Source organism: Bacillota bacterium (genome assembly GCA_040757085.1).
GTDB lineage: Bacteria > Bacillota > Sulfobacillia > JACIYH01 > JACIYH01 > JACIYH01.
On sequence record JBFLXJ010000005.1, the window covers coordinates 47,572 to 59,819 of the forward strand.

The 12,248-nt window shown below is 65.1% G+C and carries 15 protein-coding genes; 14 read left to right on the forward strand and 1 reads right to left on the reverse strand.

What is annotated here, in order from left to right; all coding sequences use genetic code 11:
• Window positions 1-39 precede the first annotated feature (39 nt).
• From AB1446_01970 to AB1446_02020, 11 genes are all read left to right on the forward strand, one after another.
• Entirely contained in the window at window positions 40-1,278 is a 1,239-nt protein-coding gene (locus AB1446_01970; GenBank protein MEW6545671.1) for a D-alanyl-D-alanine carboxypeptidase family protein, read from the forward strand.
• 88 nt (window positions 1,279-1,366) lie between these two features.
• Window positions 1,367-2,152, forward strand: coding sequence for a flagellar motor protein (locus AB1446_01975; protein MEW6545672.1), 786 nt, complete (start codon window positions 1,367-1,369; stop codon window positions 2,150-2,152).
• Window positions 2,149-2,904 carry a flagellar motor protein MotB gene (locus tag AB1446_01980; GenBank protein MEW6545673.1) on the forward strand — a complete coding sequence of 252 codons (756 nt, stop codon included), beginning with the start codon at window positions 2,149-2,151 and terminating at the stop codon, window positions 2,902-2,904. Before AB1446_01975 ends, AB1446_01980 begins: the two co-directional genes overlap by 4 nt.
• Before the next feature lie 51 nt (window positions 2,905-2,955).
• Window positions 2,956-3,333 carry an anti-sigma factor antagonist gene (locus AB1446_01985; protein MEW6545674.1) on the forward strand — a complete coding sequence of 126 codons (378 nt, stop codon included), beginning with the start codon at window positions 2,956-2,958 and terminating at the stop codon, window positions 3,331-3,333.
• The gene (gene spoIIAB / locus AB1446_01990; protein ID MEW6545675.1) at window positions 3,333-3,767 is read left to right on the forward strand and encodes an anti-sigma F factor; all 435 of its coding nucleotides are present in this window, start codon (window positions 3,333-3,335) and stop codon (window positions 3,765-3,767) included. Before AB1446_01985 ends, spoIIAB begins: the two co-directional genes overlap by 1 nt.
• A gap of 9 nt (window positions 3,768-3,776) precedes the next feature.
• On the forward strand, window positions 3,777-4,502 hold the full coding sequence (locus AB1446_01995; protein ID MEW6545676.1) for a sigma-70 family RNA polymerase sigma factor: 726 nt from the start codon (window positions 3,777-3,779) through the stop codon (window positions 4,500-4,502).
• Window positions 4,468-4,698 carry a dodecin family protein gene (locus AB1446_02000; GenBank protein MEW6545677.1) on the forward strand — a complete coding sequence of 77 codons (231 nt, stop codon included), beginning with the start codon at window positions 4,468-4,470 and terminating at the stop codon, window positions 4,696-4,698. Before AB1446_01995 ends, AB1446_02000 begins: the two co-directional genes overlap by 35 nt.
• Window positions 4,699-4,700: 2 nt before the next feature.
• On the forward strand, window positions 4,701-5,156 hold the full coding sequence (locus AB1446_02005) for a SpoVA/SpoVAEb family sporulation membrane protein (protein MEW6545678.1): 456 nt from the start codon (window positions 4,701-4,703) through the stop codon (window positions 5,154-5,156).
• 29 nt (window positions 5,157-5,185) lie between these two features.
• Complete coding sequence (gene spoVAD / locus AB1446_02010; protein MEW6545679.1) at window positions 5,186-6,199, forward strand: stage V sporulation protein AD; 1,014 nt, start codon at window positions 5,186-5,188, stop codon at window positions 6,197-6,199.
• 131 nt (window positions 6,200-6,330) lie between these two features.
• Complete coding sequence (locus AB1446_02015; protein MEW6545680.1) at window positions 6,331-6,801, forward strand: Fur family transcriptional regulator; 471 nt, start codon at window positions 6,331-6,333, stop codon at window positions 6,799-6,801.
• A gap of 96 nt (window positions 6,802-6,897) precedes the next feature.
• Entirely contained in the window at window positions 6,898-7,476 is a 579-nt protein-coding gene (locus AB1446_02020) for an XRE family transcriptional regulator (protein MEW6545681.1), read from the forward strand.
• On the opposite strand, the gene AB1446_02025 is transcribed toward AB1446_02020, so the two are convergent.
• Window positions 7,454-8,815, reverse strand: a complete 1,362-nt coding sequence (locus AB1446_02025; protein ID MEW6545682.1) for a cyclic 2,3-diphosphoglycerate synthase — start codon at window positions 8,813-8,815, stop codon at window positions 7,454-7,456. The two genes, AB1446_02020 and AB1446_02025, sit on opposite strands and share 23 nt — an antisense overlap.
• Window positions 8,816-8,947: 132 nt before the next feature.
• Here AB1446_02025 and AB1446_02030 point away from each other — a divergent pair, with 132 nt between their 5' ends.
• From AB1446_02030 to AB1446_02040, 3 genes are read left to right on the forward strand one after another with little or no spacing between them, the layout of a single operon-like run.
• Window positions 8,948-10,234 (forward strand): threonine synthase, encoded by a 1,287-nt coding sequence (locus AB1446_02030; GenBank protein MEW6545683.1) that lies wholly within the window; start codon window positions 8,948-8,950, stop codon window positions 10,232-10,234.
• 21 nt (window positions 10,235-10,255) lie between these two features.
• Window positions 10,256-10,606, forward strand: coding sequence for a SpoVA/SpoVAEb family sporulation membrane protein (locus tag AB1446_02035; GenBank protein MEW6545684.1), 351 nt, complete (start codon window positions 10,256-10,258; stop codon window positions 10,604-10,606).
• Between the two features lie 3 nt (window positions 10,607-10,609).
• Window positions 10,610-12,088: a spore germination protein gene (locus tag AB1446_02040; protein ID MEW6545685.1), complete on the forward strand. Its 1,479-nt coding sequence runs from the start codon at window positions 10,610-10,612 to the stop codon at window positions 12,086-12,088.
• Window positions 12,089-12,248: the final 160 nt, after the last annotated feature.

The following is a 12,248-nucleotide window of genomic DNA, read 5'->3' on the forward strand; positions in this document are numbered from 1 at the left end:
CGGGCAAGCTAAGGAAAAAGGCCCGGGGAGGTGGCGGTATTGCGCGCGAAAGTGCGCCTTCACGCGATAGTGGGTATTGCGCTGCTGGTGGTATCTCTGGGCTGTGCCTGGTGGCCGCTCGAGACTGGCCTTGCCGACGGCCCTCCCGGCGAAGAAGAGGGCCAGACGGCCACCGGGGAACTAGCCGAGGCCGCGACCAGGATAGAATTCCCCCTCAAGTCAGAAGCGGCGGTCCTCATGGACGTGGTCACCGGGCAGGTGCTGTACGCCAGGGAGCCCCACAAGAAGTGGCCGCCGGCCAGCCTGACCAAGATCATGACCCTGGCCCTGGCCTGCGAGGCCCTGGAGCAGGGGAAGGTCAAGCCCGAGGACGTGGTGGTGGCCAGCGAAAACGCCTGGGAAATGGGGGGTTCGGAGATCTGGCTGGAGCCCGGTGAAGAGATGCCCTTCTCGGACCTCCTGCTTGCGGTGGCGGTGGGTTCGGCCAACGATGCGGCGGTAGCAGTGGCCGAGTACCTGGCCGGCTCTGAGCAAAAGTTCGTGGAGTGGATGAACGAGAAGGCGCGGGCCCTGGGCTGCCAGAACACCACCTTCATGAACAGCCACGGCCTGGACGAGGAAGGCCAACAGACCACCGCCTACGACTTGGCCCTTATTTCCCGGTACGCCCTCGGCCTGCCCGAGGTGGTGCGGCTGTCGTCCCTGCGGGAAGCCTGGATCAGACAGGATGCGCCCAAGAAGAGCTGGCTGGTGAGCCGTAACCGGCTCCTGGTGACTTATCCGGGTGCCACCGGGCTCAAGACCGGCCATACTTCGAAGGCCCAGTACTGCCTGGTGGGCTCGGCCAAGAGGGATGACCGCGAGTTCCTGGCCGTCATCCTGGGGGCTCCGGATCCGGCCACGCGCTTTCGGGAAGCCACCCAACTGCTGAACTACGCCTTCGCTACCTTCACCCCTGTGGTGGCAGCCCGGAAGGGGGAAGAGGTGGCACAGGTGAAGGTGGTGCGGGGCAAGGAGCGGTGGCTTCCCGTGGTGGCAGCCGCCGACCTAGCCCTCTCGGTGGAGAAGGACAAGGCGGAAAAGGTAGAAAAGGTGGTTCGGGTGGAACCCCGGGCGAATGCCCCTGTGCGCGCCGGAGACGAACTGGGCAGCATGGCGCTCCATCTGGAGGGTAGGGAACTGGCCCGCATCCCCCTTGTGGCTGCGCGGGGCGTGGAAAAGAGTACCTTCCTGGGGATGATAGGGCAAACTATCGCCCGTTTCTTCTCCATCCGATAACAGCCCAGAGAGGGGCGGTTTCCCAGGCCCGGGGTCCGGCCCGGGCCTTTTCGCGTCTGCCGCCCGGAGGGAGGCTGGCCGCTTGGACGTGACCACCGGACTGGGTATGGTGGTTGCCTTCGCTGCGCTGATCGTATCGGTGTTCATGGAAGGGGGTCACCTGGGGGCTCTCTTAAATCCTTCCGCTCTGGTCATCATCCTGGGCGGTACGCTGGGGGCCACCGTGATGTCGTACTCTCCCGCGGAACTGGCCAAGATCCCTTCTCTGGTGGCCCAGGCCTTCTTCGGCCGCGATCCACCCATGGCAGAGGTCATCGATACCCTGGTGGGATATGCGGAAAAAGCCAGGCGGGAGGGGCTGCTGGTATTGCAGGAGTATGTGCACGAGGGTGACGATCCCTTCCTGGTGCGCGGCCTCAACCTGGTCATTGACGGTGCCGATCCCGAGATGGTGCGCAGCATCCTGGAGACTGATCTGGCCGTCAAGGAGAAGGAGTATCAGACCGAGGCGGGCATATTCGAAACGGCAGGGGGGTACGCCCCCACCATGGGCATCATCGGCACGGTCATGGGGCTGGTGCACGTGCTGGGCAACCTGCACGATACCTCTCGGCTGGGGCCGGCCATCGCGGTGGCTTTCCTGGCCACGCTTTATGGCATTGCTTCCGCCAACCTGATCTGGCTGCCCATCGCCGCCAAGCTCAAGCTAAGGGCGCGCAAGCTCGTCGCTCAGAAGGAACTCATGCTGGAAGGAATACTCTCCATTCAGGCGGGTGAAAACCCGCGCATGGTGAGGGAGAAGCTGGAGGTGTTCTGGCGGAAGACGGCCCGGGACGGCCGCTCGCGTCCGGTCCACAGGGAGGAAGCAGCTTGAGGCGGTCTCGCCGGCTTGGGGAGGAAGGGGGAGGCGGTGGCGACCACGGGGCCACCGGCATGATGAGGTGGCTGCTCACCTACGCCGACCTCATCACTCTCCTCATGGCCTTCTTCGTGGTCATGTACGCCATGTCCAGCGTAGACGTGGGCAAGTACCGGGCCCTGGCTCATTCCCTGCGCGGCGCCCTGGCCGGGAATTCCTTTTTCGATCTGCCCCTGCAGGGTACGGAAACACGGCCCGAGCCGCTTGAGGCTATGGGACGGGAGGTGGCGGGTGCCCTGGCGGAGATGGGCCTGGAGGGCCAGGCGGCTGTGTTTCGGACCGAGCGAGGAGTGGTGATCAGCCTGTACGGGGCGGTGCTATTCGACCTGGGCAAGGCGGACATCCGACCCCAGGCCGAAGCCGTGCTCGACCGGGTGGCCGCCGCCCTGGCACGCATCCCCAATTACGTGAGCGTGGAGGGGTCCACGGACGACCTTCCCATCAACACGGCGCTGTTCCCGACCAACTGGGAGCTTTCCGTACGCCGGGCCACCACCGTGGTGCGCTATTTCGTCGACCGGCACGGCCTGGATCCCCGCCGGTTCCTGGCCGTGGGCTACGGGGAATACCAGCCCATGTTTCCCAACGATTCGGAGGCCAATCGGGCCCGCAACCGCCGGGTGGACATCGTAGTCCTTTCCCACTCGCCGTTCCCGCGCGGAAGGCCCGAGCCCATCTTGCCTGTGCCGCCAGCGGACAACCCCTAGCAGGAAAAACTTTCCGGAGAGAGAACTTCTCCCGCTACGGGGGAGTTGTTTTTGACAGTTGCGGGCCTGCAGGTCGAGGAGGAACTGGTGGGACGGGTGCTGGTACTGCGCCTGTCCGGCGAGCTGGACGTGTACACAGCCGGTACCTTCAGGCAGAAGGCTGACGAGGCCATGCGCAACGCGGGCGCCCGGGCGGTGGTACTGGCTTGCCGCCACCTGACCTTCCTGGACAGCACGGGCCTGGGGGCCATCCTGGGTCGCTATCGCTGGCTGCAGGAGCGGGGGGGGCGCATGGTGGTGGCCGGGGCGGCCGGACGGGTTAGGACGGTACTTGAGGTGTCGGGGGTATCCAGGCTCATCCCGCTTTTCGATTCGGAACGCAAGGCGGCCGGTGCACTGGGCGGGGAAGGCGGGGGGGAGGTGGTCTGATGGAGGCCGGGCAGCACAACTACCTGCACATAGAATTCCCGGCCCTGCCCGCCAATGTGGGAGTGGCCCGGGTGGCCGTGGCCTCCTTCGCGGCCCAGCTAGAATTCACCTGGGCCGAACTGGAGGAGGTCAAGGTGGCCGTATCCGAAGCAGTCACCAATGCCGTGGTCCATGCCTACCCGAAGGGACCAGGACCGGTGAAGGTGCGGGCCCAGCTGGACGGGGGGATTCTGGCCGTCGAGGTCGAGGACCAGGGGGTGGGGATCGCGGACGTGGCCCAGGCCCGCCAGACCAGCTTCACCACCGATCCGGAGCGCATGGGCCTGGGCTTCACCTTCATGGAGTCTTTCATGGACCAAGTGGAGGTATGGTCGGAGCCAGGACGGGGCACGCGGGTGTCCCTGGCCAAGCGGCCCAGCCGGAGTCAGGGGTGAGCCGGTATCGTGGAACGGGAGTTATGGCCCGGTATCGAGCAGCATTTCCCGCTGGTGTGGTCGCTCGTCAACCGGCTGGGGGCGAGGGGGCCGGAGCGCGAGGATCTCTTCGCGGCCGGCTGCCTCGGGCTGGTCAAGGCCTGGAAGAGATTCAACCCCGACCTGGGCACTGCTTTCTCCACTTACGCCGTACCCTTTATCCTGGGGGAGCTGCGGCGCCATATGCGCGGGTCGAGGGGGGTGGTGGTCCCCCGGTCGGCCCGGGACCTGGTGCTGCGGGCCGGGCAGACCCGCGCCCGTCTGGCCCAGGAAAGGGGAGAGGAACCCTCCCTGGGGGAAGTAGCGGCCACTCTGGGAGTGCACCCGGCTGACCTGGTAGCCGCCCAGGAAGCCTGCCTCCCACCCCGTCCGCTGGAAGAGGGGGGGCGGTCGGTCCCTGGGCCGGGAGAGCCGGGCGATGAGGACAGCCTCGATCTGGCCCTGGCCCTGGGCAGGCTGGAGCCGCGGGAGAGGGCCATCGTCCAGGGGCGGTACCTCGAAGATCTCACCCAGCAGGAGATGGCGGCCCGCCTGGGGATTTCGCAGTCCCAGGTTTCGCGGCTGGAGCGAAAGGCCCTGCTCCGACTCCGCGAACTGCTGGCATGGCATACCAGCGGCTGCAACCGAGACAAACTACTAGCCGCAAAGGAGGGTGATGGCCATGCCGGTGGTCAAGGTTTTGGAACTGGTGGGTAGTTCGCCTAACAGCTTTCAGGAAGCGGTGCAGAATGCGGTGACGGAGGCTGCCCGCACGGTGGAAAACATCACGGGAGTCGAGGTGGTCAACTGGACCGCCGAGGTACAGGGGCAGCAGGTCTCCGAGTACCGGGCCAATGTCAAGGTAGCTTTCGTGGTGGACAATCAAAAGCGGAAGATCAGGCCGGGAACCTGAACATGAGCCAGGCCAGATCCCCGCAGCAAGTTTATCAGCAGACGGCGCGGGCCATGCAGCCCCGACGTCCCATCTTTAAGAACACAGTGCTGGCATTCCTGGTAGGGGGCGCGATCTGTGGCCTGGCCCAGTTTTTCCTTTCCTACCTCACGGCCCGTGGCCTGCCCCAGAAAGAGGCTCTGGCGGCCACCTCCGGATTCATGGTGTTCTGGGGGGCGCTGCTGACCGGCCTGGGCGTGTACGACGTCATCGGCCGGGTGGGAGGAATGGGAGCTGCTCTCCCCATCACCGGGTTTGCCAACTCCATGGTCTCCCCGGCCCTTGAATTCAAACGGGAAGGTTACGTCCTGGGGGTGGGGGCCAAGCTGTTCACGGTAGCGGGCCCCGTCATCGTCTACGGTCTGGTTTCGGCTGTCTTCGTGGTTCTGGCCAGGTGGCTGATCACGGGCCACCCCTGAAGCGGGGATGGCGGGAGGAGGTCGGCGGTTTGTCCAAGCGGCTGGGACAGCAGACGGTGGTGTTTTCCCAACCACCGATCATTCTGAGCGCTGCCAGCGTAGTGGGTCCCGAAGAGGGTAACGGCCCCCTGGGTCAGTATTTCGATGTGGTTAAGCAGGACCGACTGCTGGGACAAAAGTCGTGGGAACTGGCGGAAAAGCTGCTGTGCGAGGAAGCCTGCGACCTTGCCATCAAGAAGGTGGGGTTTACTCCCCAGCGGGTGGATTTTTTCCTGGCCGGTGACCTGCTCAACCAGATCATCACCGCCAGCTTTTCCGCCCAGACCCTGGGTGTCCCCTTCCTGGGATTGTTCGGGGCCTGTTCCACCCTGGCCGAAGGGCTCGCCCTGGGGGGGATGCTGCTGGACGGGGGATTTGCCACCTGCGTGCTCACCGCGTGCGCCAGCCACCACGATACCGCCGAGAGGCAGTACCGCTACCCCACCGAGCTGGGAGTGCAGCGGCCTCCCACCGCCCAGTGGACGGTTACCGGGGCGGGAGCGGTGCTGCTCGGGTTGTCCGGCCCCGGCCCCCGGCTGACCCACTGCACCGTGGGAAAGGTTATCTCCATGGGGCTGAAGGACCCCTCCGACCTGGGCTCGGCCATGGCCCCGGCGGCAGCGGAGACCATCTGGCAGCACCTGCAGGACACCGGCCGCCTGCCGGCCGACTATGATCTCATCGCCACCGGAGACCTGGGGGCGGTGGGTCATCCCATCTGCGGGCGCCTGCTGGCCGACCGGGGAGTTGCCCTGGGGGAAAACTTCACGGACTGCGGGCTCCTCATTTACGACCGCAAAAAACAGCGGGTGGACGCGGGCGGTTCCGGCTGTGGCTGCTCGGCGGTGGTGTTTGCCTCATACCTGGTCCCCCGGCTGGTGGCAAAGGAAATCAGGCGGCTTCTGCTGGTGCCCACGGGGGCGCTGTTCAGCACGACCTCGTGGAAGCAGGGTCAGGAGATTCCGGCTGTCGCCCACGCGGTGGCAGTAGAAATTCCCGCCTGATCGCCAGGATCTCGGGCCCCTGCTGTCAAACATCTATGTGGTGACCACCTTGCCATGGGGTTTCACGGGTGGCCGCCCGTCGGTATTGGTGCAGTTACAGGGCAGTATTCGTTCTGAGGGGGTAATCCCACATGAGATTGCCGGCAGGGGCTGAACAGAGCATCTTGCGGTCAGCGGGTCTGCGCGTCACCCCTCAGCGCGTGGCGATCCTCGGGTTCCTGCGGGGCAGCAAGGCCCACCCCAGCCCGGAGATGGTGTACCGGGAACTCAAGCCCGTCTATCCGGGGCTGAGTCTTAACACGGTGTACCAGACCCTCCACGCCCTGGAGGAGGCGGGGCTGCTCCGGCGCATCAGCATGGAGGAGAACGTCTACCGGTACGACGCCAATGTAGCTCCCCACGTGCACCTGGTGTGCCGCGGCTGCGGGCGGGTGGAAGATTGTGACGGCGACCTGGGACCCCTGCTCGAACAGCTGGGACGGGCAGTGGCAGCCCGGTCCGCCTGGGACATCCGGGCCCAGGATTCCTGCTTCTACGGGTACTGCCCCCGCTGCCGGCAGGAACAGGGGGAGTCCCCGCAGACCGGAGAGGAGGAGGTCTGAGGGGATGGCATTCGATGTGATCGACGCAGTCAGGCTGGGGGCGGCCAAAGGCACGCGCGCTTGTTGGTGACGTAAGACAGGGGGGAGGGGGAGGCCTTGGAACCGCTGTCGGGCGCGGTGAAAGAGGGCGGTGAGGGCAGTCTGGGGGCCAGGCTCAGGCGGCTGCGCCTGGAGAAGGGGATCAGCCTGCGTGCCCTGGCCCAGGCCACGGGACTCACGCCCAGCTTCCTGAGTCAGGTGGAGCGAGACCTGGCTGAACCCTCCATTACCTCCCTGCGCCGTATCGCCGAGGCGCTTTCCGTGCCGGTATTTCTCCTTTTCGTGAACTCAGCCGGGCAGAGCCCTGTGGTGCGGAAGCACACGCGCCGCATGGTGCACCTGCCCGGCTCCGGACTCACCTACCAGTTGCTGGTACCTGACCTGAACCGCCAGATGGAGGCCATCATGACCACCGTGCAGCCGGGGGGCCAAACCTCAGAAGTGCCCATTAGCCACGAGGGCGAAGAGTGGACGATGGTCCTGAGAGGAAGGATGGTCATCCATCTGGCCGATGAGACGTACACCCTTGAGGAAGGCGATTGCATTTACTACCACGCCAGCCTGCCTCACCTGATCCGTAACGGGGGTGAGGAGGAACTGGTCGTGGTATCCGTCATGACCCCTGCCCGCTTCTAACGGCGGTCGGTTGGGCCAGGTGCGTTTCCACGAAGGTTGCCACCACGTCGCTCAGGTCGGGCTTGCCGACTTCCTGGAGCTCGTACCTTACCCGCACGGCCGGCTTGTCGATCCTGATCAGGCGACCCAGGTCGATGGGGGTGGCTACCACTACCAGGTCCGCGGGCGTGGCGTTGATGGTAGCTTCCAGTTCCCGCACCTGCTGCGGGCTGTATCCCATAGCCGGCAGAACCCGCTCCAGGTGTGGATACTTGCGGTACACGTCCCGGATGCTCCCGGTAGCGAAGGGGCGAGGGTCCACCAGTTCGGCTGCGCCCCAGCGCCGGGCGGCCACGGTCCCCGCACCGTACGGCATCTCCCCGTGGGTGACGCTGGGCCCGTCCTCGACCACCAGAACCCGGCGGCCGTGTACGCGGGACGAGTCACTGGCAAATATGGGGGAGGCGGCCTCGATGATCAGGGCCCCAGGGTTGACCTCGACCACGTTGTTGCGCACGGCCAGCACATCTTCGGGGCGGGCGGTATCCACCTTGTTGATGACCACCGCCTGTGCCCGCCGCACGTTGGTTTCGCCGGGGTGGTAGCTCAACTCGTGACCGGCGCGATGAGGATCGACCACGCACACCGTGTAGTCGGGTTGGAAGAAGGGGAGGTCATTGTTGCCACCGTCCCAGACGATGATGTCCGCCTCCTCTTCGGCGGCGCGAAGGATGCGGCCGTAATCCACCCCTGCGTACACGATGGCCCCCCGGTCCAGGTGCGGTTCATATTCCTCGCGCTCTTCGATGGTGCACCGGTGCTCGTCCAGGTCCTGATAAGAGGCAAAGCGCTGGCAGACCTGGCGGCGCAGGTCGCCGTACGGCATGGGGTGACGGACCACCACCACCCGCCATCCCGCTTCTCGGAGGAGGCGGACGAGCTTGCGGGAAGTCTGGCTTTTCCCCGAGCCGGTGCGGGCGGCCACCACGGCCAGCACGGGGCACCGAGACCGCAGCATGGTGCGGTTGGGGCCCAGCAGCCAGAAGTCAGCTCCTTCGGCCAGCACCAGCGACGCCCGGTGCATCACGTACTGGTGGCTGACGTCGCTGTACGAGAACACCACCGCGTCCGCGCGGAGCTCCCGGATCAGTCGGGGAAGTTCCTCTTCCGGGTAGATAGGGATGCCGTCCGGGTACAGTGCCCCCGCCAGCTCGGCGGGATAAGTACGGTTGGCGATGTCCGGGATCTGGGTGGCGGTGAACGCCACCACCTGGTACCGGGGGTCGTCCCGAAAGACCGTGTTGAAATCGTGGAAGTCGCGACCGGCTGCTCCCATGATGATGACTCTTGTCTGCGACATGGCGATTTCTCCTCTCCCTCCCATTTTATGCAGGCCTGCATATGCATCGCCTGAATGATTCGCGGTCCCCCCCGTGCTTTCCTTCCGGGAGGAATCCCGATGGGGGCGTTGAATTAGCCTGGAGGATGTTAAGTGACGCTTACCAGGGAGGGAACCGCCTTGGCCGAAAATGTGGTGGGGCTGCAGTGTACCCTGTGCGGGCGTGTGCACCAGGCTGCACCCGACGTCTACACTTGCCCCTATTGCGGGGACAGGGGCATCCTGGACGTGCTGTTCGACTACGATTACGTGCGCTCCCGCCTGACCCGCGATTCCCTGCGGGCCAATCAGGACCTGACCATGTGGCGTTACCTGCCCCTCTTACCCTGCGCACCGTCCTCCCCGCGTCCCGCCCTGCGGGTGGGGTGGACCCCTCTGTACCGGGTGGAGCGGTACGCCCGCGCTCTCGGCCTGGGGGAGGTGTACGTCAAGGATGACGGTCTCAATCCCACCTGCTCGCTTAAAGATCGTGCTTCCGCCCTGGGGGTGGTGAAGGCGCAGGAAGCGGGGGCTACGGCCATCGCCTGCTCGTCCACGGGTAACGCCGGCTCGTCCCTGGCTGGCAACGCCACCTCGGCGGGGCTCCGCAGCTACATTTTCGTGCCGGAAAGGGCTCCCAAGGGTAAGCTGGCGCAACTTCTTTTGTTCGGAGCCACCGTGGTGAGCGTAAAGGGCAACTACGAGGACGCCTTTCGCCTTTCCATGGAGGCCATCCGCAGGTGGGGGTGGTATAACCGTAATGCTGCCCTGAACCCATATCTGGTGGAGGGCAAGAAAACAGTATCGCTGGAGATCGCCGAGCAGATGGGCTGGCGGGTACCCGACTGGGTGGTAGTCTCCGTGGGGGATGGGTGCACCATCGCAGGTGTAGGCAAAGGGTTTTCAGACCTCCTGGCCTGTGGCCTTATCGACCGATTGCCCCGATTGCTGGGTGTGCAGGCGGAAGGTTGTGCCCCCATCTACCGCGCCTTCCGGGCGGGGCGGGAAGAAATCGTGCCCGAACCGGAGGAGACGCTGGCCGACAGCATCGCCGTGGGGGTACCGCGAAACCCGGTGAAAGCCCTACGAGCGGTGAGGAGTTCGGGCGGGGAGATTATCACGGTGAGCGACCGGGAGATCCTGGAGGCCATGCGTCTTTTGGGTTCCACCGAGGGGTTGTTTGCCGAGCCGGCGGCCGCAGCGGGGTTCGCTGGCCTGGCCCGGGCGGTGAACCGGGGCCTCATCAGGCGGGGCGAACTGGTGGTGGGTATCATCACCGGGAACGGGTTGAAGGATGTGGCCAGCGCCATGAAGGCCGCCGGGGAGCCCATCCACATCCCGCCCGACCTGGACGTGCTGGCGGAAGCGATGCATACTCGAGAGAGGCGGGGCGGAGAATAGCCCACCGGAGGGGAATAGCACGTGCAGGTTCTGGTAGCCTTCCTGGTGGGAGGGGCTCTTTGCGCCCTGGCCCAGTTGGTGCTGGACATCGCGAAAATACAGCCGGCTCACGTGATGGTCCTCTTTGTCATCCTGGGGGCGGTGGCCAGCGGGCTGGGTCTCTACGGGCCCCTGGTGCAGACCGCGGGCGCGGGGGCGAGCATCCCCCTGAGCGGGTTTGGTCACGTGCTGGTGCAGGGCATGGCGCAAGACGTGGCCCAAAAGGGCGCGGTGGGCCTTATGACGGGGGGATTGCGGGCCGCTTCCCTGGCCCTCACAGCTGCGGTGTTCTTTGCGTGGCTGATGAGCGTGCTCTTCAACCCCCGGGGTTAGGGGATGGACAGGGAACAGAAGCTGCAGAAAAGACTGGAAGAGAACCTGAAGGTCCTCGAGGGCGAGCTGGGGGTGGGTGTCAGTTTCGACATGCTGGCCCGGCACCTCAGAATCGCCGGCCGGGATGCCGCCTTGCTGGGCGTGGACGGCCTCATCAACGACGCCGTCCTCACCAACGTCCTCCGCACCATGCTGCGCCTGAAGAGGGAGGACCTCACCCCCGATGCGGTGCAGGCTCTGTTCCAGGAGGGCATCCCCCACGTGGAAGTGAACGCGGTGACCACCTACGGGGGGGTCGTGGACCAGGTGCTTAGCGGTCCGGCGGTGCTGCTTGTGGATGGCATGGACACCGCGTTTGCCATCGATGTCCGCACATACCCTGCCCGCACGCCCCAGGAACCCCAGCTGGAAAGGGTACTCAGGGGTTCCCGGGACGGCTTCGTGGAAACGCTGGTGTTCAATACCGCCCTGATCAGGAGGCGCATCCGCGACCCCCGATTACGGGTTGAGCGCTTCCAGGTAGGCCGGCGGTCAAAGACAGACGTGGCCCTGGTTTACCTCCAGGACGTTGCCAATCCCAAACTGGTGGCCCAGGTGCGGGACCAGTTGAAGGAGATCCAGGTTGACGCCATTCCCATGGCGGAGAAAAGCATCGAGGAATACCTGCAGTCCGGGCCCGCGCAGTGGTGGAATCCGTTCCCCCTGGTCCGCTACACCGAGCGCCCCGACGTAGCCGCCGTCCACCTGTTCGAAGGGCACTTGGTGATCCTGGCGGACACCTCCCCCGCCGCCATCATCCTGCCGGTTACCTTCTTCCACCACATCCAGCATGCTGAGGAGTACCGGGAAGACGTCTCCGTGGGGACGTACCTGCGCCTCGTGCGCTTCCTGGGGATCATGCTGGCCTGGGTGGGCCCACCCCTGTGGGTAGCCCTGGTGCTGAGCAAGGAGATATTGCCCCCGGGGCTACAGCTCTTAGGGCCCAAAAAGCCCGGTTCCGTTCCCCTGCCCCTGCAGTTCTTGATCGGGGAAATTGTGCTCGACCTGGTGCGCCTCGCCCTGATTCACACGCCCGAACCGGTTTCCACGGCCCTGGGATTCATCGGCACCGTGTTGCTGGGGGAGATCGCCTCCCAGGTGGGGTTGCTGGCCAGTGAAACCGTGCTTTACGTGGCCCTCGCCGCCCTGGGGGGGTTTGCCACCCCGAGCATGGAATTCGCCATGGCGGTGCGGCTGATGCGCCTGCTCCTGCTCGGTGCGGCCAGTGTCTTCCGCCTGTGGGGGGTGGCGGTGATCTTCTTTTTGCAACTCTTATTGCTGGGGTTCACGCGTTCATTCGGGGTGCCCTACCTGTGGCCTCTGATCCCTCCAGACTGGGGGGCGCTGAAGGCCGTCACTTTGCGCCTGCCGCTGCCGGCCCGCCATGTCCGGCCATCTATCTTGAAGCCCAAGGAACAGAAGACCGCCCGGCGGATCCGGTAGTCATGCAAAATAATGGAGTGCAAAATAATGGAGTGTCAACGGACTGAGAAAATGTCACCCCAATTAACGTTCAACCGGACTGAGGAAATGTCCCCTTCCTGAGGTTGTGGCCCTGGATCATCATGTCTCAGCATACACCGTCTCCCAGAAAGGATCTTTG